Source organism: Paraeggerthella sp. Marseille-Q4926, assembly GCF_916618935.1.
Classification (GTDB): Bacteria; Actinomycetota; Coriobacteriia; order Coriobacteriales; family Eggerthellaceae; genus Paraeggerthella; species Paraeggerthella hominis.
Map to the genome: position 1 here is coordinate 526,332 of NZ_CAKAKF010000004.1, position 26,990 is coordinate 553,321.

19 protein-coding genes are annotated in these 26,990 nt (G+C 62.2%); 10 read left to right on the plus strand and 9 right to left on the minus strand.

What is annotated here, in order from left to right; all coding sequences use genetic code 11:
* Window positions 1–10 precede the first annotated feature (10 nt).
* The 4 genes from glmU (at window position 11) to LG373_RS10840 (ending at window position 5,303) form a co-directional block, all read left to right on the plus strand.
* Window positions 11–1,390 (plus strand): bifunctional UDP-N-acetylglucosamine diphosphorylase/glucosamine-1-phosphate N-acetyltransferase GlmU, encoded by a 1,380-nt coding sequence (glmU, locus tag LG373_RS10825; RefSeq protein ID WP_225749773.1) that lies wholly within the window; start codon window positions 11–13, stop codon window positions 1,388–1,390.
* Window positions 1,391–1,694: 304 nt separating this feature from the next.
* Window positions 1,695–2,660: a ribose-phosphate pyrophosphokinase gene (locus tag LG373_RS10830; RefSeq protein WP_114567376.1), complete on the plus strand. Its 966-nt coding sequence runs from the start codon at window positions 1,695–1,697 to the stop codon at window positions 2,658–2,660.
* Between the two features lie 204 nt (window positions 2,661–2,864).
* On the plus strand, window positions 2,865–3,422 hold the full coding sequence (gene pth / locus LG373_RS10835; RefSeq protein WP_225749774.1) for an aminoacyl-tRNA hydrolase: 558 nt from the start codon (window positions 2,865–2,867) through the stop codon (window positions 3,420–3,422).
* A gap of 498 nt (window positions 3,423–3,920) precedes the next feature.
* A complete protein-coding gene (locus LG373_RS10840; protein ID WP_114567374.1) occupies window positions 3,921–5,303 on the plus strand; it encodes a DHA2 family efflux MFS transporter permease subunit in 1,383 nt (460 codons plus the stop codon).
* Between the two features lie 187 nt (window positions 5,304–5,490).
* On the opposite strand, the gene LG373_RS10845 is transcribed toward LG373_RS10840, so the two are convergent.
* A complete protein-coding gene (locus tag LG373_RS10845; protein WP_225749775.1) occupies window positions 5,491–6,471 on the minus strand; it encodes a CPBP family intramembrane glutamic endopeptidase in 981 nt (326 codons plus the stop codon).
* A 214-nt stretch (window positions 6,472–6,685) separates the two neighbouring features.
* Between LG373_RS10845 and LG373_RS10850 the strand changes: the two genes are divergently transcribed.
* From LG373_RS10850 to LG373_RS10865, 4 genes are all read left to right on the plus strand, one after another.
* A complete protein-coding gene (locus LG373_RS10850) occupies window positions 6,686–7,189 on the plus strand; it encodes a GntR family transcriptional regulator (RefSeq protein WP_225749776.1) in 504 nt (167 codons plus the stop codon).
* 9 nt (window positions 7,190–7,198) lie between these two features.
* Window positions 7,199–8,323, plus strand: a complete 1,125-nt coding sequence (locus LG373_RS10855; protein ID WP_225749777.1) for a DUF1648 domain-containing protein — start codon at window positions 7,199–7,201, stop codon at window positions 8,321–8,323.
* Window positions 8,324–8,511: 188 nt separating this feature from the next.
* Window positions 8,512–10,380 carry an ABC-F family ATP-binding cassette domain-containing protein gene (locus LG373_RS10860; RefSeq protein WP_225749778.1) on the plus strand — a complete coding sequence of 623 codons (1,869 nt, stop codon included), beginning with the start codon at window positions 8,512–8,514 and terminating at the stop codon, window positions 10,378–10,380.
* Window positions 10,381–10,851: 471 nt separating this feature from the next.
* Entirely contained in the window at window positions 10,852–12,189 is a 1,338-nt protein-coding gene (locus LG373_RS10865; protein ID WP_225749779.1) for a helix-turn-helix transcriptional regulator, read from the plus strand.
* Window positions 12,190–12,254: 65 nt separating this feature from the next.
* On the opposite strand, the gene LG373_RS10870 is transcribed toward LG373_RS10865, so the two are convergent.
* Together LG373_RS10870 and LG373_RS10875 are read right to left on the minus strand one after the other, a co-directional pair.
* Window positions 12,255–14,111 carry a flavocytochrome c gene (locus LG373_RS10870; RefSeq protein ID WP_225749780.1) on the minus strand — a complete coding sequence of 619 codons (1,857 nt, stop codon included), beginning with the start codon at window positions 14,109–14,111 and terminating at the stop codon, window positions 12,255–12,257.
* Window positions 14,112–14,610: 499 nt separating this feature from the next.
* Entirely contained in the window at window positions 14,611–15,828 is a 1,218-nt protein-coding gene (locus LG373_RS10875; protein WP_225749781.1) for a helix-turn-helix domain-containing protein, read from the minus strand.
* A gap of 790 nt (window positions 15,829–16,618) precedes the next feature.
* Between LG373_RS10875 and LG373_RS10880 the strand changes: the two genes are divergently transcribed.
* On the plus strand, window positions 16,619–17,413 hold the full coding sequence (locus LG373_RS10880) for an HAD family hydrolase (protein ID WP_225749782.1): 795 nt from the start codon (window positions 16,619–16,621) through the stop codon (window positions 17,411–17,413).
* 36 nt (window positions 17,414–17,449) lie between these two features.
* On the opposite strand, the gene LG373_RS10885 is transcribed toward LG373_RS10880, so the two are convergent.
* From LG373_RS10885 to LG373_RS10900, 4 genes are all read right to left on the minus strand, one after another.
* Window positions 17,450–18,862: an L-cystine transporter gene (locus LG373_RS10885; protein WP_225749783.1), complete on the minus strand. Its 1,413-nt coding sequence runs from the start codon at window positions 18,860–18,862 to the stop codon at window positions 17,450–17,452.
* Window positions 18,863–18,963: 101 nt separating this feature from the next.
* Window positions 18,964–20,178: a diphosphate--fructose-6-phosphate 1-phosphotransferase gene (locus LG373_RS10890; RefSeq protein ID WP_225749784.1), complete on the minus strand. Its 1,215-nt coding sequence runs from the start codon at window positions 20,176–20,178 to the stop codon at window positions 18,964–18,966.
* Between the two features lie 302 nt (window positions 20,179–20,480).
* Window positions 20,481–21,185, minus strand: coding sequence for an anaerobic ribonucleoside-triphosphate reductase activating protein (locus tag LG373_RS10895; protein WP_225749785.1), 705 nt, complete (start codon window positions 21,183–21,185; stop codon window positions 20,481–20,483).
* A 3-nt stretch (window positions 21,186–21,188) separates the two neighbouring features.
* A complete protein-coding gene (locus LG373_RS10900) occupies window positions 21,189–21,719 on the minus strand; it encodes a pyridoxamine 5'-phosphate oxidase family protein (protein ID WP_225749786.1) in 531 nt (176 codons plus the stop codon).
* Window positions 21,720–22,158: 439 nt separating this feature from the next.
* Between LG373_RS10900 and LG373_RS10905 the strand changes: the two genes are divergently transcribed.
* A complete protein-coding gene (locus LG373_RS10905) occupies window positions 22,159–24,636 on the plus strand; it encodes a ribonucleoside triphosphate reductase (protein ID WP_216529409.1) in 2,478 nt (825 codons plus the stop codon).
* A gap of 163 nt (window positions 24,637–24,799) precedes the next feature.
* On the opposite strand, the gene LG373_RS10910 is transcribed toward LG373_RS10905, so the two are convergent.
* Window positions 24,800–25,831, minus strand: a complete 1,032-nt coding sequence (locus LG373_RS10910) for a hypothetical protein (RefSeq protein WP_225749787.1) — start codon at window positions 25,829–25,831, stop codon at window positions 24,800–24,802.
* Entirely contained in the window at window positions 25,782–26,336 is a 555-nt protein-coding gene (locus LG373_RS10915; protein ID WP_114567361.1) for an RNA polymerase sigma factor, read from the minus strand. Before LG373_RS10915 ends, LG373_RS10910 begins: the two co-directional genes overlap by 50 nt.
* Window positions 26,337–26,990: the final 654 nt, after the last annotated feature.

Here is a 26,990-nt window from a genome sequence, read left to right on the forward strand (position 1 = left end):
AAGGAATGACATGGAAGCAGCTGCTATCGTTCTAGCTGCGGGTGCGGGCACCCGCATGAAGTCCAAGAAGCCCAAGGTTGCCCACGAGGTGCTGGGAAAACCGCTGGTTCGCTGGGTGGTGGACGCGGCCCGCGAAGCTGGCGTGGACCGCGTGGTTTCCGTGGTGGGGCATGCTCGCGAGCAGGTGATTCCGCTGATCGAGGGCGATACGCAGGCGGTTGCGCAAAGCGAGCAGAACGGCACGGCGGGCGCGGTTCTGGTGTGCGCGGACGCGCTTGCCGACTTCGACGGCTCGCTGGTGGTGCTGTCGGGCGACTGCCCGCTTATCACGTCCCGAACGATTGCGCAGCTGGTCGAGGCGCGCGAGCGCGATAACGCTGCCGTGGTGGTGCTGACCATGGAGCTGGACGATCCGTTCGGGTACGGGCGCATCGTGCGCGACGAGCGGGGCTCGGTGGCGCGCATCGTGGAGCAGAAGGACGCAACGCCCGAAGAGGCGGCTTTGCGCGAATGCAACTCCGGGTTCTACTGCTTTGACGCGCGTGCTTTGTTCGACGCGCTGGCTCAGGTTGGCAACGACAATGCCCAGGGCGAGTTCTATTTGACCGACGTGCTGGAGATTTGCCGCCGTGCTGGCCGTCCGGTGCTGGCGCTGCCGTGCGATGACGCTTCCGAGTGCCTGGGCGTGAACTCTCGTGCGCAGCTGGCTGAGGCCACGAAGCTGCTGCAGCGTCGCATCAACGCTGGTCACATGGCGAATGGCGTGACCATGACCGATCCCGACCAGGTGTGGATCGGACCGGACGTGGTTATCGAGCAGGATGTCGAGCTGCTGCCCCAGACGTTTTTGATGGGGTCCACGCGCATAGGCGAAGACAGCGTGGTCGGGCCGAATTCCCGCCTGATCGACACGGTGGTGGGTCGCGGCTGCACGGTCGACGAGACCGTGGCCGTGGAAGCGCGCCTGGACGACGGCGCGACGGCTGGTCCGCGCGCGTACCTGCGCCCTGCCGCCCATCTGTGCGAAGGCGCGAAAGCTGGCACGCACGTGGAGATCAAGAAGTCCACGGTGGGCAAGGGGTCGAAGGTCCCGCATCTGTCCTACATCGGCGACACGACCATCGGCGAAGACGTGAACATCGGCGCGGGCTCGATCACCTGCAACTACGACGGCAAGAAAAAGTGGCCGACGGTTATCGGCGACGGTGCGTTCGTGGGCAGCGATACCATGATGGTGGCGCCGGTCACCATCGGCGCGGGCGCGATTATCGGTGCGGGATCGTGCATTGCCAAGGACGTGGCGGCCGACGCTTTGGCGTTGACGCGACCCGAGCAGCGCGAGATTCCCGGTTGGGCCGCCAAGAAGCGCGCGAGGCAAGCGGAAGCGTAGGAACGCGGAAAACGGAAACTGCGACGGGGCGAGAGATCGCCCCGTTTTTCATATACGCATTGTCGCCCGAAACGTACGGTTTTTGCGGGAATTCCGTACGTTTCGGGCGACAATGCTCTACGGCGCGCCGGTCGGAGGAGGGGTTGCGACGCCGCGCATGGAAATTCTCTTGCGATCAATCTGCGAAGAAGCGGGCGTTCCCCCTGTGCGACCGAGCCACCTGCGGATACAATGGAGGGAACGGGATAAGGGGTGACGGTCGCGCAGCGCGGCGGCCCATGAGGTGACGCAAAGGAGCGCGTACATGACGGAAGTGCAGAAGAGCATGGCCCTGTTCTCGGGGTCGGTTAACCCCGGGCTCGCCGACGAGATCGCGAAGGACCTGAACGTCTCGCTGGGCAACGTCAAGCTTGAGAAGTTCGCAAACGGCGAAATTTACGCGCGCTATCAGGAGAGCGTGCGCGGCGCCGACGTGTTTCTGATTCAGTCGGTGTGCGGCGCCGACGGCTACGATGTGAACGACGCCCTGATGGAGCTGCTTATCATGACCGATGCCGCCAAGCGCGCTTCCGCTCGCTCCGTGTCTGCCGTGGTCTCGCATTACGGTTACGCGCGCCAGGACCGCAAGGCCGCTCCGCGCGAGCCCATCACCGCCAAGCTGGTCGCCGATCTGCTGGCTGCGGCGGGCGTGGACAACGTGATCACCGTGGATCTGCACCAGGACGCCATCCAGGGCTTCTTCGACCTTCCGGTGAACCACATGACGGCCATGCCCATCTTCGTGGACTATTACAAGTCCATGGGATTCAACCCCGAGGACCTGTGCGTGGTGTCTCCCGATGTGGGCCGCGCGAAAGCCGCCAAGAAGTTCTCCACCATGCTGGGCTGCGACATCGCCATCATGCACAAGGACCGTCCGAAGCACAACCAGGCCGAGATCACGGCGCTGATCGGCGACGTGAAGGACAAGATCTGCATCCTGAACGACGACATGATCGACACCGCGGGATCCTTGGTTGCCGCAGCGGCCACCCTCAAGGCGAAGGGCGCGGCGAAGGTGTATGCCTGCGCAACGCACGGCCTGTTCAGCGGCCCGGCGTACGATCGTATCGCGAACTCCGTCATCGAGGAAGTTGTGGTTACGAACGCGGTGCCCGTGCCGCTTGAGCGCCAGACGGGCAAGATCAAGGTGCTGTCCTTGGCTTCGCTGTTCGCCGAGACTATCAACAACGTGTACAACAACGGCTCGGTGGCGTCGCTGTTCGAGTAGAGAAGTTGCGCTGTTCTGCGAACGGCGTAACAAGTCGACGCTGCGAAGGACCGCGGCACCCCTTCTTCGCGCGATGGCGAAGGTTTGCGTACCGAAGTGCGCTTGCCTTCTCCGTCCCGCGAATCTCGGGCACCGCGGTCCTTCTTGCCGGCTTGCACGTTCGACGCGCAAGCTGAACAACCTGCAAGTGGAAAGCTGATTTTCATGTTCTTAATCGTTGGCCTGGGGAATCCGGGCGAGGAATATGCGCATACGCGGCATAACGCCGGGTTCGACACCGTCGACACCCTTGCCGAGGAGGTGGGCGCGCGCTATTGGAAGACTGAATGCGGCGCCCTGACGGCGAAGGGCGTGTACCGCGATCATGATTTGATTCTGGCTAAGCCGCAGAGCTACATGAACACTTCGGGCGGACCGGTCAAGCAGCTGATGAACGCCTACGGCGTAGACGCGGACCGCGTGGTTGTGGTGCACGATGAGCTGGACATCGATCCGGGCACGGTGCGCGTGAAGTTCGGCGGCGGGCATGCCGGGCACAACGGGTTGCGCTCTATCTGCGACAAGCTGGGAACGCGCGATTGGTTTCGGGTGCGCATCGGCATCGGTCGTCCGCCGGGACGCATGCCCGTGGTGGATTGGGTGTTGTCGCAGCCTAAGAAGGAGGCGGCCGACGATTTCGCTTGCGCGGTGGATCGAGGCGCCCAGGCTGCACTGTCGCTTGTACAGGTAGGCTTGGAGAAGACCCAGCAGACGTTCAACTAATAGGCAAGGTGGGTGCGCGGGTTGACGGCTCGCGCGCCTATCTTGCTGTCGCTTTGGCGCCGTGCGCACGAAAAACCGCTCCCGCTGGCAGGTTTTGACGTTTAGGGGTCGTCGTATCTGGCCGGTTGGTCGCGCGCAAGGGCGCGACGCGACAGCTCAATGCTGTGAACAGGCGAAATGAAACGGAAGCCGAGCGACGACCGGAACAGTGCTCGGCTTGACGACCGCAAACCGTCAAAACCTGCCAGCGGGAGCGGTTTTTCGTGCGCAAGCCTGGCCCTGTGGCCCTGCGGCTCCGCGGTCCAGCGACCCCGCGGCTCCGTGGCCCTGTGGCCCGGCGGCTCAGTGGTTCAGTCGAAGTCGACGCGGCTCGTCCGACAAGCAGCGCAAACCGCCTGCAATCGGCGCAAACGCCTGCGGGCGGTCTTTTTCCTCTACTGCCGAAACGCTTGGGATATACTGGCCTTGCGGGAGCGACGGTTCTGGAGCGGAGGCGGTATGGCGGGCGAAAACCAGGCAAGAAAGCGCGGTGCGGTGTACGCGCTGTTCGCCATCGTGGTATTGGCTTCGGCTTCGGGAAACCTGTCGCAAACAGCGGTGAACGCCATGCTGGGCGACATCATGGGGGAGTTCGCTCTATCTGTTGATCTGGGGCAATGGCTTACGACCAGCTATATGCTGGTGCTTGGGGTAACGGTTCCCGTTGCCACGTTTCTTTCGCGACGGTTCTCGGTTCGCCGTCATGTGTTTCTGGCTCTTTCGTTTTTCCTGGTAGGCGCGCTTGCCGATCTGCTGGCTCCGAACTTTGCGGTTTTGCTGGTGGGGCGCGTCTTGCAGGCGGTTTCCACGGGCTTGCTCATGCCGCTCATGCAGACCATCGCCATGACCAGCTTCCCGCCTGGCCGTCAGGCTACCGCTATGGGCATTGCGGGCGTGGCCATGGGGTTTGCGCCGAACATCGGACCTACCATTGGCGGCGCCATGAGCTTCTCGTGGGGTTGGCGCAGCTTCTTCGTGCTGCTGGCCGCTCTTACGGTGATGCTTGCGATTGCCGCGGCCATTGCCATCAAGCCTGCTTCTGCGCGTGATACGGGCGCGCGTCTCGATATCGTGTCGCTGACAATGTCCACGATTGGATTCGGCGGGTTGCTGCTGGGGTTCTCGAACGCAAGCAGCTTTGCACCCAGCAGCCCGTTCATTTGGGCTCCCATCGTGCTGGGTGCGTTGTTCTTGACGTTGTTCGTTCGTCGGCAAAAGCGGGTCGACCATCCGCTTATTACGATGGAGATATTCGCATCGCGCCAGTACACGGCGGGGTTCGTGGCGCAGAACCTGCTGAATGCCTCGTTCATGGGCGTTACCCTGATCGTGCCTCTGTATGTGGAAGGCCTGTGCGGCGGAACTGCGCTTGAGGCCGGAGTGGTGCTGCTTCCGGGAACGGTGGCTGCGCTGTTGTTGAATCCCCTGGCCGGCGTGCTGACCGACCGCGTGGGCGTGCGCCCGGTCGCGGTGGTGTCGGGCGTGTTTCTGGCGGCTGGCGCGGTGCTCATGTCGTTTCTGGAATCCGACACGCCGCTTTGGGCGGTGACGCTCTGTCAAGCAGTGCGCGCGGTGGGAGTATCGGGCCTGGTGGGGCCGCTGACTTCGTGGAGCTTGGCGAAGTTGCCGCGCCCGATCGTCGCCGATGGATCGTCGTTTTGCATTGCGGCGCGGCAGGCGTGCGCGTCGCTGGGAACGTCGGTGATGGTGTTCGCCATCACGGCGGTGGGCGCAACATCGGCGGGCGTGGCGGACCCGGCGCTGGCGTATCAGGTTGCCTTCGGATTCTCCGCCGTCATGGCGGTTGCTACGCTCGGGTTTATCGTGGCGAAGGTGCGCTAGAGCGGTTGGCATGCGGCGACTGCCACAAGGTTCACGAACCGTCGGTCAATGCTTGCACGCAATGCCATGCCGACGCCGACGTTCCGGATAACTGGAAGGCTTACGGTTCTCGCTAGCCCACGTCCGAGCAGTGAAAGGCCGCGATCCCGTGCTGCAACGGGTCGCGGCCTTCGTGTTGCGCGAAACGCTAGCTTGCAGACGTGCTGCGGGCTCGATCCGCCTTCGTCGTGTTGTCGGGCAGCCCTGCCTTCGGCATATCGAGTGTGCCGGCCTTTTCACGACGGTGCAGGTCCCAGAGCATGAGCGCTGCGACGGCGATGAAGGCGCTGCCTCCGATGACGCCGGTGGCCAACGGCCCCACGAAGGGGTTGCCGCCCGTTGCCGAGACCAGCAGCACGGCGCTCAGGAAGCCGTTGATGGCGCCGTGGCCGATGGCTGCGGCCAGGCAGCTGCCCGTGCGCACGGTGACGTACGTCAGGAAGATGCCGATAACGATGCAGAATACGCACATGGCGGCAATTCCCGCGAACGGCCAGCCGGGATAGTCCGTGCCGTAGTTGTGCCCGATCGCGGTGATCGGCGCGTGCCAAAGCCCCCAAATTACGCCAGTGACCAGCAGCGTCGGCACAATGCGCAGACGCTCGGACACCTTCGGCACCAGATAGCCGCGCCAGCCCCATTCCTCGCCGAACGTTGTGACGATGTTGAGCGCGGGGGCCAGGAACACGGCGACGGGCAGTTGAACCAGCAGCATGGTACGCAGCTGGTCGGCGGGGATGTTCCCTGCGCCAACCGCCGCGGCCGCCTGCTGTTGGGCGGCGATCATGGCGGACATGCTGGGGTCGAAGTCGTGCGGAAATGCCAGGTAGTACGCGCCTGCTCCGACGACAGCCAGCGCCGCCGGCGCGAACCATGCCACGACGAACCAGATCGCGGACTTCTTGAACCGCTTGGGTTTGATGACGCTGTTTTTGAAACCTTCGCGCGTGACCAGGCGCGTGATGAGCACGCCCAAGGCGGGGAAGAACATGGCCGCGCCGACGGCAAGCTGCGTAGCCATGGCCGGAACGCCCTCGATGGCGCCCGTTGCGAGTGGATACACAACGCCAAATTCGTATGCCCAGGTTAATATAAAGGTAACAACAAGAAATACCACGATTCGCTTCATGGTGCCCCCTTTCGATAGGCAAGGTGCGTCAGCTCCGCCTGGGCGCTTCGACCCGTTTCGACGCTGCAACTCGTTTCGGCGCTGCGGCTCGCTTTGCGGCACGCTTCACGCGCGTTGCCCTTGTGAACTTGCATCTTTGTTCCATCTGTTATAGCATAAATATAACAAACAGGAAAGAAATTTTGCGACGAAATGAAAGCGGGGTGCGATCGACATGATCTTGCGCATCGATCAGAAGGCGGAGGAGCCGCTGTACCTGCAGATTCGCAGCCAGATCATCGCGGCCATCGCGCGCGGCGAGCTGGTTCCCGGCGCCGCGCTGCCATCCGTGCGGTCGCTCGCCAGCGACCTGGGGATCAACCTGCACACGGTGAACAAGGCCTACGCGGTGCTGCGCGACGAGGGCTACGTGCTCATGCGCGGCCGCAGCGGCGCCTACATCGCCGACCCCTGCGAGGACGATCGGGCCGATCGTGCGCAGATCGAGCTGGCGAAGATGGAGGATAGCCTGTTCGAGCTCGCGCTCGCACACCGGGCGCGCGGCGGCAGCTGGGGCGAGTTTCTGGAATGCGCGCAGGCTCAGGCGGCGCGCGCGTACGGGGCGGGCGAGCGCGCGGATTGCCGAGGGGCGAACCCGTCGGCGTCGGCTGGCCGGTCGGGCGCTGCGCAGTGCGCTACCGTGCGCGGGGGATCCGGGGTTTTCGGGACGGAAGGATAAGGTATCGCTATGGATGCACCTGCAACTGAATTCGCATCGGCGATGCTTGTTCTCACGATGTCGCTGGTCCCGCTGACCGGCCTCATGACGGTGGTGACGCCGTTTCTCATGCGGCGCGGCGAGGTATTCGCGGTTACCGTGCCCGATGCAGCCGCGCGCGATCCGTACCTACGGTCGCTCAAGCGCCAATACGCGATTGCCATGCTGGGGCTTACTACGATTCTGACGGCTGCTGGCGCATGGGGTGCATGCACGCAAAACCCGAGCCTTGTCCTTGCGACGCTTTGCGCGGGCACGCTGCTGATCTGCGCTTGCAGCTACGGGCTGATGCTGTTCTTCCGCGCCAAGGTGAACGCCTATAAAAAGGAGCGCGGCTGGAAGGCCGAAGCGCAGGAATCCGTAGCGGTGGTGGGCGACGCGCCGGTGCCTCGCGCGGTGTCGCTCAAGTGGAACCTGCTGTACATACCGGTCATGGCCGTTACGCTGCTCATCGGCGCGGTAGGCTATGCGCAGATGCCCGATCTGATTCCGCAGCATGTTAACTTCCAGGGCGAGGTGACGGACTACATGGAGAAATCCCCGTTCGTGGTCCTGGCGCCCGTGCTCATAGTGGCTTTCATGGCGGCTTGCATGGCGTTTTCCCATTGGACTATCCTGCGGTCGAAGAAGCCATCCGACCCGGGTGCGCCCGCCACGTCTGCGCTGGCGTACGGTATGTTCGCGCGCGCTCAGAGCATTCTGCTGGTGGTGGGCGGCCTGATTCTCAGCTTGCTGGGGCCGGTTATGGAGCTTGCGTTCATCGGCGTGATCGGCATAGCTGAAGCGGGCGTGTTCGTGGTGGCGCTGGCGCTGGCGTTGGTGGTGGGATCCATCGTGATCAGCGTGGTGTACGGGCAAGGCGGCGCGCGCGTGTTCGCGCGCATGGGCGGCTCGGAAAAGCTCTTGGCCGACGATGACGAGCACTGGAAGCTGGGTGTGTTCTACTTCAACCCCGATGATCCCAGCCTGTTCTTGCCCGAACGGTTCGGCATCGGCTGGACCATGAACTGGGGACGCCCTGCGGTTTGGGCCATCATGGCGGGCGGGTTCGTGTTGACGGTGGCTTTCGTGGTTGCCGTTGCGGTCATGATGTGACGCCTGCTGCACCGTGCGGCGCTTTTCGCGAAAGCGGGCCGACGTTTCGTCGCTCGTCGCCGAAGATCGCACGTTTCGTTCGTGAAGGGCGCCATGCACCGCAATGTTGCCGCAGGGCGTTCGCCTGCGTTCTTTCGCGATGGGTTTGCTATCATAGAGCGCGAATACTTTGCGAAGGACGGAATCATATGGCGTTTTTGCTTGGCTGCGAGAAGGTTCGGGTGGAATTCCCGACCAAAGAGGTGTTCGAGAGCGTGTCTCTTGGCGTCGAGGAGGGCGATCGCGTTGGCATCGTCGGACGCAATGGCGACGGAAAATCGACGCTGCTCGCATTGCTGGCCGGTGCGCAAGAGCCTGACGAGGGGCGCGTTCTAAGGAACGGGGCCGTGCACGTGGGCGTGTTGGCTCAGTCCGACGCCCTGCGCGATGAAGACACCGTCGAGCGCGCCGTTGTGGGGGATCGTGCTGAATACGAATGGGCGGGCGATGCGCGCATCCGCGAGATCATCGCCGGCTTGGCATCCGACATTCCTTGGGATGCGCAGGTGGGCACGCTGTCCGGCGGGCAGCGCCGCCGGGTTGACCTGGTTCGCTTGCTTATCGGCGATTGGGACGTGCTTGCGCTTGACGAGCCCACGAACCACCTGGACGTGCGCGCCATCACCTGGTTGGCCGACCATCTGAAGCGTCGTTGGCGGCAGGGGCAAGGCGCTCTTTTGGTGGTCACGCACGATCGTTGGTTCCTTGATGAAGTGTGCACGAGCATGTGGGAAGTGCACGACAAGGTGGTCGAGCCGTTCGAGGGCGGGTACTCGGCGTACATCATGCAGCGCGTCGAGCGAGACAGGCTGGCGGCATTGGCCGAGCAGAAGCGGCAGAACGCGCTGCGCCGCGAGCTGGCTTGGCTGTCGCGCGGTGCCCGCGCTCGCGCAACGAAGCCGAAGTTCCACGTGGCAGCGGCTCAGGAGCTGATCGCCGACGTTCCTCCCTTGCGCAACGAACTGGAGCTCAAGCGTATGGCAATGGCGCGCCTGGGCAAGCAGGTGGTGGATCTGGAACACGTGACCGTGCGCTTCGACGGTGCCGACCAGCCGATTCTCGACGATGTGGAGTGGATTATCGGGCCGGGCGACCGCTACGGCATCGTGGGCGCGAACGGCGCAGGCAAGACCACGCTTCTACGCACCATTCAAGGACTGCAAGCGCCTACGTCCGGTTTGGTGAAGATTGGCAAGACCGTGCGTTTCGCCGTGCTGTCCCAGCACTTGGACGATCTGTCCAGTTTGGGCGACGATCGCGTGCGTCAGGTTATCGGGCGTTACAATCGCCGTACGATGCTCGACGGCAAGGAAATGACACCCGGTCAGCTGCTGGAGCGCTTGGGCTTCACGAACGCCGATCTGAATGAGCCGATGTGCGATTTGTCGGGCGGCCAGAAGCGCCGCCTTGCCTTGATGCTGATTCTGCTGGATGAGCCGAACGTGCTCATCCTGGACGAGCCGGGCAACGATCTGGATACGGATATGCTTGCCGCAGTGGAGGACTTGCTGGATGCGTGGCCCGGCACGTTGCTGCTGGTCACGCACGATCGCTACCTTATGGAGCGCGTGACCGACCATCAGTTTGCCGTCATCGACGGCAAAATCCACCATCTGCCTGGCGGAGTCGAGGAATACCTGCGAATGACGGACGGCGGCCCGACCGGCAGCGGCGGTGCTCAAGCGTCCAAGCAGGCTTCGTCTGGCGGCGGACGCGGATCGGCGAGCGCCGCGGGCCGATTGGGCGGGAGCGGGGAGCCTGCTTCGGATTCGGCTTCCGCGGGCGCTTCTCTTTCGGGTGGGGAGATTCGCACGTTGCGCAAGCTGATGCAGTCGAACGAGCGGAAAATGGATACGCTGCGCAGCAAGATCGAAGGAGTGCGAGCGGAGATGTCGACGGCGGACCCCTCCGACTTCATGGCGCTCGGCGATTTGCAGGCGCGCATCAACGATCTGGAGGCGCAGGTCGACGCGCTCGAGGAAGAGTGGCTCGAAGCAGCGGAAAAGCTCGGCGAATAGGGCGCCGGGCCAGAGCCTCGGCAAAGGTCAGGGGCTGCAACCCCGGCAACAGCCAGGGGCTGCGTGCAATAAGCGAGGGGCATTGTCGCCCCAAACGGACGCTTTGGCGCCGAAAACCGTCCGTTTGGGGCGACAATGTTCTCCGGCGTGCACCCGCACGGTGCCCGCCTCGGCCGGATGGTTGGGTGGGCTGCAGCGCGATTCCGAAGTGGATGCAAGGGGCGCACCGTGGCTGTCCGGGGTTCGTCTGGCTCGTTTGAAGCGCTATGATACAATGCGCGCATGGGACACGGGGAGGATAGCGTTCGCTCGTCGACGTGCGGGGCTGATCGGTATTTGCATACCGGTTCTCTTCTCGCGTTTAAAGCCACGTATCTAACGGGCTTCGTCCTTGCCTTTCTCGGAATTGGGCTTTACCGACTTTGGTATCAATTCAATTTCTACAATCTTCACTTTTCAGCTGATGTCGGAATGATAACGGTAGGTGCGAACATTGCTCGCGTTGCTGTTATCGCCGTTCTGGTCTTTTTGGTCTACAAGGCGGGCTTTTCGCGGGCGACGCGGGGTGTATTCGTATGGTCGGGTTTTCTTCTCATGACCGCTTCGAGTCTTCTGTACCTGCTTGACTTGTTTTTCGATAGTACGCAGTTCGAGGCGTTGCGCGTGGTGGTTGGCGGCGTTGGGCTGGTTGGCGGTGAAATTCTATGGATATTCTTTTTCGAGCGCTTGAGGCCTGGCGAGGTGTTTTTCTATGCTGCCGGAGGGCTGGCCCTTTCATGCGTGCTCTCGTTGTTGATGGGCTACCTGGATGACGTGGTTGCAGGCATGATCAACTTGTTCGTTCCGGCGCTTTCCGTTTTCGCCTATTGGCAGGCTATGTCGGAATTGGATCGACGGGACAGGTCGAGCGATCCGCGAGGGCCCTACGTGGCGAACAAGGAGGATTGCCTGTACGAGGAAAAGGATCTTTTAAAAGGTGTTTTGCAAGTTGTCGCAGCCTTTTTTCTATATGCTTTGCTGCTGGGCATGGCGTTGGGGTATCCGGACGGTCGGCTACGCGAGCTTTCGCAAGCGGTTCGATCGATTCATCAGGTGCTCGTTGTTCTGATAATAGCGGTTGTTGTGTGGTTCGTGCTTGTTCGGGGGCGGGCATTCAAGCTGTCGGGGTACTGGCTGTTCCAAAATGCGCTCATGATGGCGAGCATCTGCTTTCTTATGAGCGGATGGGGTGGTTCGGAAGAATCGAGTACGTTTTTGCTGGCGAATGCGGTCACCTGTTTTTACATTCCGCTGGTAGTGTTCATATGCTTTATCGGGCGACACGTCCATTGGCCAACGACGCTGGTATATGCCGCGTTGTACGGAGGGTCGTTGCTGTGCATGGCGGTTGGCCGTTTGATCGTGTACGCGGTGGGTCCAACGCTCGACCATAGTCTTTGGCTGCTCATCGTGATGGCGCTTGTGGTGCTAGTTGAAGCGACGTTGATACTGCGGCCTCACTTCATGGGGGATCACCCCGTTGGGTTCGAGCTTGATCGAATGGCGGAATGTGCGCCGTCCGAGCCTCAGGCGGCGCGCGAGGAAGATACCGTTGGAGCGTTTGCGGCAAATTGCGGATTGAATGAAACAGAATCAGCCATTGTTGCCCTGATTGCGCAAGGACGGAGCCGGAGCTTTATCGCTGAGGAACTGAACTATTCCGAGAATACGATACGAAACTACACGCGCACGGTTTACCGAAAAGCAGGCGTGCACTCTAAGCAGGAGCTTCTTGATAAGGTGTTGGACGGATCTCGCCCTCGGTCTTAAAGCGGCGAGTGCTCGACCTACTTGACGGCCGAGCACTCATATCGATTGCCGGGTTGCGAATGGGGTTAGGCTCCAAGCGCGTTTTTCGCGGCGTTCGTGCCGGCGGTTCGACCGAACGTGACGCAATCGGCTATAGCGTTTCCTCCCAACCGGTTGCTGCCGTGAATGCCGCCGGTGCATTCTCCGCACGCGAACAGGCCTTCAACCGGAGATCCGGAAGGGGCGAGCGCTCGGGTATCCACGTCGATGCGGACGCCGCCCATAGTGTGATGGACGGTGGGCACCTTGCGGCATGCGTACCAAGGCCCTTCGGTCAGTTGCTGGTCGGCGGTGTTTGTCGCCTTGAATCCGAAGGGATCCTCGGCTTCTCCGGACACTGTTTTGTTATAGCCGTCGATGGCCTCCTGCAGTTTGACTGCGTCCATCTTGGTTTTGCTGGCCAGGTCTTCAATGGTTTCCCCTTTGACGATGTGGCCGAGGGCGAGCATGTTCTCGATGGTTGCCCCGTTCGCATCAGGTTGCGTTTCCGAAGGATATCGAACTTTGTTAACGACGATCCAGTACGTGGAATCGGGCTGCGCAAAGATGGCCTTGCACAGGGTGTCGCGCTCGGCTCCTTCGTTGACGAAACGTTCGCCGTTTTTGTTCACGAAAATGCGATTGCGTCCTGACGTGCGGATGTCCTCCATAAGCCCGGTGCCTGGCGTGCCGCATGGATGTAGTTGGATATCGGGCAATCCCACCAGTTCTGCGCCGGCCGCTTCGGCCAGCTTGAGGCCTTCGCCTTGCGCGCACGGCTTGATGTTCGTGCAGCCTATGGAGTCATCCAGTTTGACATCGGCCCATACGCCGGTGTTGACGCGCTGGCGATACTCGACGTTTGCTCCGAATCCGCCGGTTGCGATGACGACGGATCGAGCCTGAACCGTGACGGGTTGCTTGCCGCGATGGACGGCCTTCACGCCCGCAACCTTGCCGCCCTCGGTTATGAGCTCCTGTGCTTGCATTTCGTTGAGAAGGGTCAGCTGATCGGGGTGATCTTCGATGAACTTTTGGAAAGACCGAATATACGTGTTGCCCGAAGGGGTTGCGGGATAATGACTGCGTTCTCCCAGGGAGCCGGTCGCCGAACCTACTTCGGGCTTGAATTCGACGCCGATCGACTCGAGCCAATGGACGGAATCGAGCGCGTTGTCGGTGAGGTATCGGATGAGCTCGGGCGTGCCTTGGCCGTGCCCTCCCTCGTAAGTGACTTCGTAAAACTTTTCAGTCGAATCTTCGATGCCCTGCTTTTGTTGACGCTCGGGGTCTACTGCGTTGAGCGCGCCTTCCGATACGTTTGTAGAGCCTCCGGTGATTCCGCATTTTTCGATGACGACGACTTTTGCTCCCGCTTGGGCTGCCGAAATTGCCGCGGTCAGCCCGGCTCCGCCGCCGCCGATCACGCAGACGTCGGCTGTATAGGAATCTTTGACGATATCTTCCGGCCCGGTGGCTTTCTCTAAGTCTTTGGCGGCTCCTGCCTGTCCCGCGCACTCTTTCACTCCTTGTTGCAGGCACATGCTGGACAGCGTGGCGCCGGTCACGGAATCCACGTTGAGCGTTTGGTGCTCTATGATTTGGCTTGCCAAGTCCTGAAGAGCCGATGCCCCTACTCCTAGAGATTCCTGGTTCGTGCTGGCATCGATGGCTGTGATTGCGGTGTCGGAAAACGTCACGTCGATGGTGAACGGAGCATTGTGCCCCGTCACTTGGGCGCTGTACGTGCCGGCCGTCCAGCTGCCGCCGCTCTTCCCCCCTGATGCGGGAGCCGTGCAGCCCGCGAGCCCAAGGCTTGTTAGGCCTCCGTACACGCCGAGAAACGCTGCGCCTTGCAAAAACGTTCTTCGACTTATAGAGGAATGTGTTTCCTGTTGGGTCATGATGCCCCTCCTTTCGCCCGTTTGAAAACGGGCTTTACGTGGTCCCTGCATCTTGGGACTCTACGGGCGGGAGGGTGCCACGGGATAGACGCAAAAGGTACTTTGCCCTGTCCAAAACGTACTTTTTGACGAATCTCATTCCTGCAGACGCCGGTTTGCGGTGCGCGGTTCGGTCAGATGGGTCGGCGTGAGCCTTGCGGCGAGGCTGGTCGTGCGACAGCGGCTTGACTTTGCTGTGAGCAGTGAGCGAAGCAGCGGAAAAGCTCGGCGAATAGGGCGCCGGGCCGGAGCCTCGGCAAAGGTCAGGGGCTGCAACCCCGGCAACAGCCAGGGGCTACGCGCAGTAAACGAGGGGCATTGTCGCCCCAAACGGACGCTTTGGCGCCGAAAACCGTCCGTTTGGGGCGACAATGTTCTCCGGCGTGCACCCGCGCAGCGGGCGATAATGCCCCCGGTCCCGCGCAGGCGCGGGTCGGCAGCCCCGATCGGGGCTGCCGGGCTATCGCCAGCTGGTTCCCGTGCGGTCGCGATCGCTTGTCGTGGGCTTCGGCGCCGGGGGCGGCACGGGCGCACCGGGCGCGGGCGGCTGCGAGGTCGGGTTCGTCCCGTGCGACCAGGGGTTGTTCTGCTGCTCGTCGGCTTTCGCCACCTTCATCCAAGCGTCCTCTTGGCGCGCCTCGGCAATCCAGTCTTCCTTCGACTTGGTGAACACGCTGCCGATCAGGCAAACGATGCCGCACAGGATGCCGCCCACCACGAACGCGATCCAGCTGATGTAGAACCCGCCTTGGCCGTCTCGGATAGCGTCTTTGAGCGCGCTTTTGTCCAGGCCGTCCCAGGTGCCGATCTGGTCGAACAGCGGAACGAAGCCCCACACCAGAAACACGATAGTAGCCAGCAGCATGATGCACCCGCAGATAACGCCCATGATGCGTTCGGCGCGCACCTGCTCAGGCGTTTTGACGATAGCGGACGGCGGCAGATCGGCTCCCAGGTCTTGGCGATGCGCAATGTAGGTAAGCTCGGACAGGTCGTACTTCGACTTTTGCATGCCGGCCCAAATGAGGATCCCCACGGCAAGAGCCATCGCGAACATGAACGGGCCCATGAGAAGCTCTTCCATGTGAATCCCGCGCACAACGCCGAAAGAGGCGTCTTCCGGAGACAGCCCTACCAGGAAAATGACGTCAAGCAGAATGAGCCCTACGCCTCCGGCGGTCATGACGGGATAGCGCCGCCCGAATCGCTCGAGCACGTCGGTGGAATAACGCGGCTCGATGGAGGGGTTGCGGCGCTTGAACTCCGCGTGATTCATTCCGCCGACGATGAGGAGCATCACGCCCACGACCACGAACGACAGCAGTGCAACGGTTTGCAGGTTGCTCGGCCATCCGAAGGTCTCCAGCAGCGCGATCACGCCGACGCCTACCAAAATGAGCCCCACGCCCATCGCTATGGACAGGTTGTAGCGGTTCATGTGGCGGTCGTAGCTCTCGGTGTCGTTTTCCTTTACCACGTGCACGCTTCCGCGCATGAGGTCGTCGAGGTTCGTGTGGAACAGGTCGCACAGCGCAAGCAGCTTGTCCATTTCGGGGTAGTTCGTGCCGGCTTCCCATTTCGATACGGTCTGGCGCGATACGCCAAGCTGCTCGGCAAGCCCTTCCTGGGTCACGCCGTAGTGTTGGCGAAGGTAGACGAGGTTGTCGGCGAAGCTCATGTGGTTGGTCCCTTCTGTTTGATCTGATTCATGATACCCGAAGCGCGGCGCCGTGCGCTGGGGTGGCTCGTATGATGCGATTGCGGGCTTGCCCGTTCCACCACTTTGGCGTTGCGTTTCGCTATTTTTTGCGCACGCTCAGGTTGCGTAGGCTGTGACCAGGTATTTTGTGTGCTAGGTGTCCGTCTTGTTATCCTGCGAGACTGAAGAGTCTGCTTGCGGCATTTTGCGATGCGCCTTTTGTTGCGTCGCAGGATGCCGCGGAGGGGCTTGCGCTGCTGCGCGAACGTCTGCGAACTCGGGGTCTGTCAAGTCTGGCCGCGCATCGGATTTGGCTCAAAATTGCGGACCTGCGCTCTTCTAGAAGAGCTTCTGCCGAATATCGAATTTGTTGCACCATGATGAACTGGGCAGTTGATGCAACCGCTCAAAGCAATTGCGAATGATGGGTTGGCTGAGGAGCGCAGACCCGCAATTTTGAGCCGCGGACGGGCGCCCGGCGCGCACCGAAGGACTGGCGGGTCGAAGGTGCTTCGACAAAGAAAGCGTTCCTTTCGAAACGACGGGCCGCCTGCAAAACGAGACGCCGTACCCGTTCGCGCCTTGCGTCCCGCGTCCTGCGCCTTGCGCCCTTGCCCTGAACCTTGCGCCCTGTGCTTCACGTCAACGGCTTGCAAACTCTTCGCGGAGAAACAGTGGCGCGCGAAAACGGGCTTTACAATGAGGGGAGAAGATACGAGAACACACGGAAAAGAAGCGGGCTCGCGGGGAGTCCGCGAAGGAGGCAAACATGATCAAGCTTATCGCCAGCGACATGGACGGCACGTTCCTCGATGGAAGCGAGCGGGTGCCCGAAGGGTCGTACGATCTCATTTTGCGCCTGCGCGACGCGGGCATTCAGTTCGTCGCTTCGTCGGGTCGGCGCTTCGATACGCTGCATGAGCTGTTCGAGCCGGTGGCCGACTGCATGGACTTCGTGGCATCGAACGGCGCGCAGGTTATCGTTGGGGGCGAGTTGGTCGACTTAGAGGTGTTCTCGCATGCCGCCGTGCGCCGATTGGCTCGCATCGTGGACCTGTTCGACACCATGCACCTGGCCCTGTTCGACGAAACCAGCAGCTACCTGCTTGACGACGAAGCGCGCTTCGAGCGCGAGGTGGACAAGAACCTGCCGAACCCGACGCGCGTATTGGCCGTGCCTTCCCCCACGACGAGCATCCTGAAGGCTTCGGTGTACTGCGACGAGGACGTGATGGATATGGCGTACATCCTCACGCGCGAGCTTGACGACGACTTCGTGTTCGCTCCGTCGGGGCGCAAGTGGATCGACGTCATGCAACGCGGCGTGAGCAAGGCGACGGGCATCCAGCAAGTGCTCGACGCGCACGGGCTTGCGGCGAACCAGATGATGGCGTTCGGCGATTCCATGAACGACTACGAGATTCTTCGCATGGCGGGTCAAAGCGTAGCCATGGGCAACGGTCGTTCCGCCATCAAGCAGATTGCGTCGAAAATCATCGGTTCGAACGTCGACAACAGCGTGCAGAAGGAACTGCGCGGGCTGCTGGAGGGCGCACGCAGCTAGCAGGAGCAGGCGACGGCCGTCGACGAAGCGCGGCGTCTACAGCTCGGCTTGCGCGGAGCTGCTCACCCGCGCTTCGGGATCGTTGAACGTTTCGCGGTCGAGCTTGCCCACGGCGTTCGACGCGGTCACGCCGGCAACCATGGAATCGCTCACGTTGAGCGCGGTTCGCCCCATGTCGATCAGCGGCTCGACCGACGCCAGCAGGCCCACGATCTCGATGGGCAGCCCCATGGTTCCCAAAACGATGAGCGAGGCGAACGTTGCGCCGCCGCCCACGCCCGCTACGCCGAACGAGCTGATGACCACCACGGCTATCAAGCCGATGATGAACGTGGGCGAGAACACGTCGATGCCCACCGTGGGCGCGATGATGGTGGCCAACATGGCCGGATAGATGCCCGCGCATCCGTTTTGGCCGATGGACAGCCCGAAACTGCCGGAGAAGTTGGCCGTGGCGGAATCCACGCCCAGCGCGCGCGTCTGCGTTTCTATGTTGAGGGGCAGCGCTCCGGCGCTCGTGCGCGCCACGAAGGCGAAGCTCAGAACTGGGAAGGCCTTCTTCAGGTACATGAGGGGGCTGGTGCGGTTCGCCAGCAGGATCAGGCAGTGCACTGCGAACATGAACGCGATGGCCGCGTAGGATACCAGCACGAATTTTCCCAGATCAAGGATAGCGTTGTAGTCGCTCGTGGCCATGACGTGCGCGATGAGCGCCATCACGCCGTAAGGCGCAAGCCCCAGCACCATGGACACGATGCGCATGACGATGCCGTACAGGCTGTCGATCAGCTGCTTGAAAAACGATGCCTGGCCGGAGTCCTTGTCGCGCAGCTTGAGGTAGGCGATGCCGACGATGGCGGAGAAGATCACAACCGCGATAGTGGAGGTGGAGCGGGTGCCGGCCAAGTCCGCGAAGATGTTCGTGGGGATGAACGAGAGGATTTCCTGCGGCAGGGTGAGGTTCGCCACCTGCTCCTGGCGGCCTTGCAGCACGTCCATTTTCGCGGCGTCGACGCTTCCGCTGGTGAAGCTGGCTCCGGCAAGCCCCGTGAACGCGACCGACGCCCAACCGACTAGGGCCGATATCGCCACGGTTCCCATCAGCACGGCCAATACGATAGCGCCGATGCGACCGAGGTTCAGCGTGTCTTCGGTGCGGGTGAACGCGCCCACGATAGCCACGAACACAAGCGGCATGACGAGCATCTTCAAAAGCCCGATGTAGCCCTGCCCGACGATCGACATCCAGTCGAGCGCCACGGTGGCCGCTTCCGCTCCTCGGCCTGCGCCAAGCTGGATGCCGATGCCCAGCACGATGCCCATGCCTAAGGCGGCGAACACGCGCGGCGTGAATGCGACGCCTTTGCTTTTCAGGACCTTGAGTGCTGCCAAAAGCGCGACGAACGCGCCGAGGATGATGAAGGTTGACACTGCTGCTTCTGCGGACACGAGGACTCCCTTGCTGAGGGCCGCGCGCCGCACGGCCGATTGCGCGTAATTGTTTGCGTCATGCTAGCATACGCGGTCGGGTTGCGGCGCGCGTTTTTTGTCTACCGCTTGTTGAACGGCGTCAGCGTAGCCGGAAGGCCGCCGTCCATGATCAGCTTCGGCTCGCCTTCGATGAGCGGGCGGAAATAGGCGATCGCTTCGTCGGTGATGCCCTGGTAGTCCGGGCGGATCCATGCGGCGGGGAACTGCTTCACGAAGTTCGCGAACTCGCTGGCGGGACCGGCGAAAAACTCGGCATCGTAGCGACCCTCTGCTGCCGCCGCGGCGTTGCGGCGCACGCCCACCACCTGGCCGGTGAACGCGGGGTCGGCGCTGCGCATGTGCGCGCTCAATCCCAGGTCATAGGCTTCGTTCACGTCGACAAGGCTTTGGGCGAAGTTGCTCGACCGCGCGGCGCGCGACAGATCCTGCACCACGCCGCGCGGGACGATGCCCGCATCGACGATCATCTGCTTGAGCGTAGCTGCGGCTCCGCCCAGCACCGCGTGCGCAAAACCGTCGTTGGCCGCTTCGCCGGCCGACAGGTAGGCGCCGTCGGCGTAGCGAGCGCCTTCGGATGCGACGATGTAGCATTCGCCCTTCTGGTCGAACTTCTTCTGCACCTCGGACAAGAACGCATCCTTGTTGAACGGCGTTTCCGGCAAGATCAGCAGGTCGACGTTGCCGGTGACGCAGGTGCTTGCGGCCAGCCAGCCCGCATCGCGCCCCATGACCTCGAGGACGAACACCTCCGGGCGGGTGTACGCGGCGTAATCCAAATACGTTGCATGCGTGATTTGGCAGGCGACCTTCGCCGCGCTGGGGAAGCCGGGGCAGTGGTCCACGGGAACCAGGTCGTTGTCGACGGTTTTGGGTATGCCGATGAAGCGCTTGCTGGGCGCGTGCTCCTGCGCCCACGAAGCCAGCGCGTCTACCGTGTCCATGGAGTCGTTGCCGCCGATGTAGAACATGGTGCTGATGTCGTGCGCGTCCATGACGTCGACAAGACGGCGGTAGTCGGCGTCGTTGCCGCGCTTGAGCTTATAGCGACACGTGCCAAGCGCCGACGAGGGGGTTTGCTTGAGAACGTCGATATCTCGGCTGGGCAGATCGGTCAGGTCGTAGAGCTTGCCCGCGAGCGTGCCCTCGATGCCGTGCAGGCCGCCGAACACGCGGTTGTACACGGGGTTCAGCTGGTTGGCGCGGACGACGCCGGCCAAGCTGGCGTTGATGACGGCGGTGGGCCCGCCGGATTGCGCGACAAGACAATTCACCATGATGCATGCTCCTGTTCTGCGGTGGTGCGGACGTGCGCCCCCGGCCGGTGCGCGGGGTAGCGTCCTATTATGATCGCACGGAACCGAAGCGGCTCCATTTCCTTGCGCTTTCCACGAGCAACGATTTTCGCGGCCGGGCGAGCGGCGGCGCGGGCTGCGAAACGCGGCGGCTCGGCAGCGGCGCGGCGCGGGCCGGCGGCGTTTCGCGGCGGGCCGGCGGGCGTGCTGCCAGGCGAACATGCGGGCAGCCGCATGCCCTCGCGGGATGCTCTCGCCCGTCTGTCCGTCCGTCCGGCCCTGCGCTACTTCGATCCTCGTAGCTGCACGGCAGGCACATGTGCGCGCAGCTCGGGCAGGAGCGCTTCAAGTTCGTCGACGTCCCATGCATGGAAACGCCCCGGGCCCGCAAGAACGCTTTCCGCGTCCAGGTAGTTTTGCAGGAACCAGCGGGGAGCGCCCTCGATCCAGCAAGCGATAGCGCGCAGATCGTCAGCCGCGTGCAGCTCCCGCATCACCGTGGTGCGAAACTCGAAGGGTACGTGCCCTTCCATCAAGTACTCGATCGAGGCATGCACGGGCACAAGGTCGAAGCCCGGCACGCCCACGGTTTCCGCATACCGGTACGGCGCGTTCTTCACGTCCATGGCCACGTAATCCACAAGATCGGCCTGGACGAGGGCGCGCAGTCGATCGGGAAAGCTGCCGTTGGTGTCCAGCTTCGTGGCGAACCCCCGATCGCGCACGCGCGACAGGAAATCTTCGATGCCTGGCTGCAAAAGCGGCTCGCCGCCCGTGACGCACACGCCGTCGAGCAGTCCTTGGCGCTTGTCCAAAAATGCGAAGAGCTCGTCGAGGGAAACGGCGTCGGGCGTGCGCGCCGCGCCGATCACCAGGTCGGCGTTGTGGCAGAACGGGCAACGGTAGTTGCACCCTGGAGTGAACACGGTGGCGGCCGTTTTGCCGGGGAAGTCCAGCAGCGTGAGCTTCTGCAATCCTGCGACGCGCATGGGCTAGCGCGCCTGTTCCGCATGGGGGCTGGCGGGCGCGGCGCCCGATGGGGGAAGGGGCTGGGCTTTGCCGGTCACGCGCCGGATGTCCAGCGCCCACACCGAAGTGTTCGGCCCCTCGCAGCGCATGGCTTCACCGATGTGCGCTTTGGCCTCGGGCACGTACTTCGTGCACAGATCCACCAACGCGCGCTTGAACTCGACTCCCGGCTCCACTTCGCGCATGGACCCGAGCGCCATGGCGGACCGGTAGTACGTGGAGAAATCGCCGTTCGCGAAAAACGGAACCACGTCGGTTACGGCGGTGGCGCATGCGCGCGCGTCGCGCCGGAAGCAGTCGAACTTGAGGCCGTCCTGGTTCGTGGCGTGCACGTAGAGCGTGCTTCCGCGGCGCACGAACGAAAGCGGCACGCCGTAGGGCGCGCCCTCTTCGTCGACGGTCGACAGCGTGACGAACGCCGCATCGTCGAGCACGGCGAGCGCTTCGTCGGGGGAGAGGGCGCGGTCGGAGCGCCGCATGGGATGATCGATCATAAAGGCTCCTTCGCTTGGGCCGGGCCCCGCGTCAAAAGGGATGCGGATCGCCTTCATCATAGACCGCCGCTTCCCTGGACGCAAATGCCGCGAGCCTCTTTCCGCTTGCCGAAATCCACGATGTCTGCGGAGTTGTGTTTTTTGCCGCCGGCGTTGGCGTTTGGGGCAGTTTGTTCTATTTTTGCAGGTCGCTTTTCATAGAACGCCAAAATGCCCATTTCTAAAACCCCAGGTGGAAAACCACAATATATTGATGCGCACTATAGTTCTGTATTCAACATATTGGTGACCCCCATTGACGATGGCAATTCTCGCGGGTATGGTGAAGCGGTTACCCGATACCCGACGCCTTATTCTTACCGGCTCCGAAATCAGCCCCTCCAAAGGCCTCGCGGACCGATCGAAGCAGATACGAAACGTACAGCAAAAGGAGCAGAGCATGTACCAGGTTCAAAAGCGTGACGGCATGATCGCGGAATTCGACATTGCCAAAATTTCGTCTGCAATCGCCAAGGCTTTCGATGCGCTGGAGAAGCAGTACCATCCGTCTACCATCGACCTGCTGGCCCTCAACGTGACCGCTCATTTCGAGCCGAAGATCAAAGACGGCATCATTTCGGTCGAAGACGTTCAGGACAGCGTGGAGGAGGTTCTTTCCACCGCCGGGTACGCCGACGTGGCGAAGTCCTACATCCTGTACCGTCGTCAGCGCGAGAAGGTGCGCAACGCCAACGCCACGCTTCTTGACTACAAGGACCTGGTCGATCAGTACGTGAAGGTGGAAGACTGGCGCGTGAAGGAGAACTCCACGGTCACGTATTCCGTCGGCGGCCTGATCCTGTCCAACTCGGGCGCCATCACGGCGAATTACTGGCTGTCGGAGATTTACGACGACGAGGTGGCGAACGCCCATCGCAACGCCGAGATCCATCTGCACGACCTGTCCATGCTGACCGGCTACTGCGCCGGCTGGTCGCTCAAGCAGCTTATTCAGGAGGGCCTTGGCGGCGTGCCCGGCAAGATCACGTCGAAGCCGGCCAGCCACTTGTCCAGCCTGTGCAACCAGATGGTGAACTTTTTGGGCATCATGCAGAACGAATGGGCGGGCGCCCAGGCGTTCTCCAGTTTCGACACCTACTTGGCTCCGTTCGTGAAGGCCGACGACCTGACGTACGAAGAGACGAAGCAGTGCGTCGAGTCGTTCGTGTTCGGCGTGAACACGCCGTCGCGCTGGGGCACGCAGGCCCCGTTCAGCAACATCACGCTGGATTGGGTGTGCCCTGCCGACCTGCGCGATCAGCCGGCCATTGTGGGCGGGCGCGAGCAGGCGTTCACGTACGGCGATTGCCAGCACGAGATGGACCTGGTCAACAAGGCGTTCATCGAGATCATGATCGAGGGCGATGCGAACGGCCGCGGCTTCCAGTACCCCATTCCCACCTATTCCATCACGCGGGACTTCGACTGGAGCGATACCGAGAACAACCGGCTGCTGTTCGAAATGACGTCGAAGTACGGCACGCCCTATTTCAGCAACTACATCAACTCGGACATGGAGCCGTCCGACGTGCGCTCCATGTGTTGCCGTCTGCGCCTTGACCTGCGCGAGCTGCGGAAGAAGTCCGGCGGTTTCTTCGGATCGGGCGAGTCTACGGGCTCCATCGGCGTGGTGACCATCAACATGCCCCGCATCGCTTACCTGGCAACCGACGAAGCCGATTTCTACCGCCGCCTCGATCACCTCATGGACGTTTCCGCGCGCTCGCTGCATACCAAGCGCCAGGTCATCGCCAAGCTGCTGGACGCGGGCCTGTATCCGTACACGAAGCGCTACCTGGGCACGTTCGAGAACCACTTCAGCACCATTGGATTGGTGGGCATGAACGAGGCATGCCTGAACGCCGCATGGCTGCGCGCCGACATGACGCAGGGTCCCGCCCAGGCGTTCACGAAGGACGTGCTCAACCACATGCGCGACCGTCTGGCCGATTACCAGGAGAAATACGGGGACCTGTACAACTTGGAGGCAACGCCTGCCGAGTCCACCACGTATCGATTCGCCAAGCACGACAAGGCTCGCTTCCCCGAGATCATCACGGCGAACGACCAGGGTACGCCGTACTACACGAACTCGTCGCACTTGCCGGTCAACTTCTCCGAGGATATCTTCAGCGCGCTTGACGTGCAGGACGAATTGCAGACGCTGTACACGTCGGGAACCGTGTTCCATGCGTTTTTGGGCGAGAAGCTGCCCGACTGGCAGAGCACGGCCACGCTGGTGCGCAAGATCGCGCAGAACTACAAGCTGCCGTATTACACCATGTCGCCGACGTATTCCGTGTGCAAGAACCACGGCTACATTGCGGGCGAGGTGTACGAGTGCCCGTGCTGCCACGAGGAAACGGAAGTGTACTCGCGCATCACCGGCTACTATCGCCCGGTGAAGAACTGGAACGACGGCAAGGCGCAGGAGTTTGCCGATCGCGTCGAGTACGATTTGGGGCATTCCCGTCTGACGCACCAGGGCGTGCAGATGACGGCGGCGGCCGAGAAGGCGGGGCAGGCGGGGTCGCATGTGACGGTGGCGGACGTTGCGCCCCATGCTGCAGCGGCGGATGTCGCAAGTATTGAGACGGTTCCGACCGCGCCGGCGCATAGCTCGTTGCCCGCGGGCTTGTACCTGGTTGCCACGCGCACGTGCCCGAACTGCAAGTTCGCCGCGGCGCAGATGGACGAAGCCGGCATCGTGCACGAAGAGCTGCTGGCCGAGGAGAACGCGGAGCTTGCGCAGCGGTACCGCATCATGCAGGCGCCGACGTTGCTGGAGGTTGCGGCCGACGGATCCGTGGACGTTGTCGCGGGAGCCGCTTCAGTGTTCCAGCGCATCAACGCTATGAAGGCCCAGGTGCCGGCGTAGCGTCCCCAAGCTGATTCCCGGCGGGTTCGCCGGTTCGAGGAAAGGGCGCGCGGCAAGCATACACGTGCAACGCAGCGGCATATTCGCAGCATGCGCCCAGCAAGTCGAAAGGGCCCGGATCGAATTGATCCGGGCCCTTTTGGTGCGCGGGGTTCGGGAGGTTCTACGACGCGTCTACTTCGGTGATGGTGTACAACCGGGGCATGTCGGGGCGGGTGATCCTGTTCGAATTCCCCTGCTCGCGTTCCTGCTTGGCGGCCTCGTTTCGCGCGTCCCAAAAGGTTGAATATGCTTCGGCAAAGGTGTCGATGGGCGCGATGGCGTATGCTTTCGATTGGGATGTGCCGTCGGAGAACGTGGCGGTTACGGTAAGGCGCGACGCGCTGATCTCGCGCGCGGCGCCGGTTTCTACGGCCGTATCGAGAAGCTTGGCTAGATCGTCGGTGTGCTCTATCGTGGTGATGTGGTGCATGGCGTCGATGGCGTCTTGCGGCAAGGGGAATCCTACGTACAGGTGGACGATCTGATTCTTGTAGAGGTGCTTGAACTCTCCGTTGGGATCCCATTGTTCGTCGTATCCTACGGTGAACGACTTCCGGTAATGGAATGCCTTTCCGTCCCCTTCTCGTTCTTCAAGCGGGATGGATGACATGGTTGGATCGAGGAATTCGAAATACGAACGATCTCCTTCTATTTCGTACGTGAGGGATTCAATGTTCTGTCCGGAGCACTTGAGGTTGAAGGCGAACTTGTAGCCGGCCCATTCGGGTCCCCAGAACGTGCCGTCTGCTGGGTTGTACCAAGACCCGCTGTAGCCCCCGCCGCCGCGAAATAAAGACGAGTCCAAAAGCACTGTGTCTCCTCCTTCGGAGCCTTCGGCCGCGTATGCTTCGAGCGTGAACGAGTTGGGCTTGTCGGACAGCTGGTTGAACGAGAATAGCTGCTCGGGAAGCTCGACCATTCCGCTGGCGAATGCGACGCCGGTGGTAAGGGCCACTGCGCAGAATGCTGCGACGGCGGCCTTGAACGCGAAGCTCGGCTGCGTTCGACGAGCCCTTGGGCGCGGTCGCGGTTTCGGGCCGGTTTCCGCAGCGTGCTCCTTTCGCACCTCTCGCATCACGCGAGCGTGCACGCGATCGGGGAGCTCAACGTCGTTCATCAGCGAGCGATACTCGTCCCAGTTCGATTGCTTCACGTTCCGCCTCCTGTTCCAGATCGAGTTTGAGCCGTTTGCGCGCGCGATGCAGGCGCGTGCGTATGGTGGCTGGCTTGCAGTCCAGCATGCGGGCGATGTCTTCGAGGGAGTATCCCTCGTAATAGTGCAGGTGCACGATAAGACGTAGATTCTCGGGCAGACGTCCGACGGCCGCCCATGTTTCGCTTGCGAACAGCTCCTGCTCGGGCGCTTCGAGGCTTGTGAACGCGGGGTCGTCGGAATCCGTGGCGAACACGCGCCGCCGCCAGGCGGAACGGCGAAGTTCCCGGCACCGGTTGATGGTGACCCGGATGAGCCAGGCTTTCAGGTGCTCGTCGCTGCGAAAACAGGTGTTGTCTTTGAATAGCTTCAAGAACACGTCTTGCACCACGTCGTCGGCATCGCAGGTTGAGCGCGTCTGGCTGAGCGCAAGGCGATACGCCATGGGCCCCCATGCGCCCATGGCGCGCTCCATAAACGATTCCGATCGGCAGTTCTCATCCATCCGCATCACCTTTCTATGGTTCTAACATGCGACAGGATGGCAAAACGTTTCAACCGGTTGAGAATTCGGCGAGATTCTTGTAGCTTGCTGCGGAATGAGGCGAAGGGGCGCTTGCAGCGGCCCGATTCTGGTGCCGGGGCGCGTGACGCTCCCCTCCGCTGTCAAAACGAGCGAGTTTTGCGGCGGTTTTCGGCCCTTTCGGGGCGACCCGGCTGCGGGCGTTTTGCAACATGCCAGGTCAGAAGCTTGCCGCTGGCCATTATCCTGATTCGAGGACCAGCAAAACTCGTCCGTTTTGACAGCGGCAGCGGCCACGACGGCGAATGCGAGCGCGCCCGCCGCGCGTTCGCGCGGCCCCGACGGCGAGCGTGCCCACCGCGCAGCGGCTTGCAACGGTTCGGGCGACCTGCAACGGCAGGGCGGCCTCCTGCCCCGTTGTCGCCGCGCGTGAAAAGAGCCGGCGCCTTTTGCGGGCTCCGGCTCCAAAGGAAGGGTCTGTCGACGCAGCTCAAGCGCGTCGACCTGATGATGGGGGGTGTTCCTATGAATCCGTCAAGTAGGTATTTGGCGGGATTTCCGCAATGACGAATCCATCTGCGGGCATGGTGACGCGCCGCCCCGGCTTCAAGGCGGAGGCGGTTGTCGGCGACCTGC

Coding starts and splice junctions, on each gene's coding strand:
- glmU (WP_225749773.1), top strand. CDS start 11: ATGGAAGCAGCTGCTATCGTTCTAGCTGCGGGTGCGGGCACCCGCATG.
- LG373_RS10830 (WP_114567376.1), top strand. CDS start 1,695: ATGACGGAAGTGCAGAAGAGCATGGCCCTGTTCTCGGGGTCGGTTAAC.
- pth (WP_225749774.1), top strand. CDS start 2,865: ATGTTCTTAATCGTTGGCCTGGGGAATCCGGGCGAGGAATATGCGCAT.
- LG373_RS10840 (WP_114567374.1), top strand. CDS start 3,921: ATGGCGGGCGAAAACCAGGCAAGAAAGCGCGGTGCGGTGTACGCGCTG.
- LG373_RS10845 (WP_225749775.1), bottom strand. CDS start 6,471: ATGAAGCGAATCGTGGTATTTCTTGTTGTTACCTTTATATTAACCTGG.
- LG373_RS10850 (WP_225749776.1), top strand. CDS start 6,686: ATGATCTTGCGCATCGATCAGAAGGCGGAGGAGCCGCTGTACCTGCAG.
- LG373_RS10855 (WP_225749777.1), top strand. CDS start 7,199: ATGGATGCACCTGCAACTGAATTCGCATCGGCGATGCTTGTTCTCACG.
- LG373_RS10860 (WP_225749778.1), top strand. CDS start 8,512: ATGGCGTTTTTGCTTGGCTGCGAGAAGGTTCGGGTGGAATTCCCGACC.
- LG373_RS10865 (WP_225749779.1), top strand. CDS start 10,852: ATGATAACGGTAGGTGCGAACATTGCTCGCGTTGCTGTTATCGCCGTT.
- LG373_RS10870 (WP_225749780.1), bottom strand. CDS start 14,111: ATGACCCAACAGGAAACACATTCCTCTATAAGTCGAAGAACGTTTTTG.
- LG373_RS10875 (WP_225749781.1), bottom strand. CDS start 15,828: ATGAGCTTCGCCGACAACCTCGTCTACCTTCGCCAACACTACGGCGTG.
- LG373_RS10880 (WP_225749782.1), top strand. CDS start 16,619: ATGATCAAGCTTATCGCCAGCGACATGGACGGCACGTTCCTCGATGGA.
- LG373_RS10890 (WP_225749784.1), bottom strand. CDS start 20,178: ATGGTGAATTGTCTTGTCGCGCAATCCGGCGGGCCCACCGCCGTCATC.
- LG373_RS10895 (WP_225749785.1), bottom strand. CDS start 21,185: ATGCGCGTCGCAGGATTGCAGAAGCTCACGCTGCTGGACTTCCCCGGC.
- LG373_RS10900 (WP_225749786.1), bottom strand. CDS start 21,719: ATGATCGATCATCCCATGCGGCGCTCCGACCGCGCCCTCTCCCCCGAC.
- LG373_RS10905 (WP_216529409.1), top strand. CDS start 22,159: ATGTACCAGGTTCAAAAGCGTGACGGCATGATCGCGGAATTCGACATT.
- LG373_RS10915 (WP_114567361.1), bottom strand. CDS start 26,336: ATGGATGAGAACTGCCGATCGGAATCGTTTATGGAGCGCGCCATGGGC.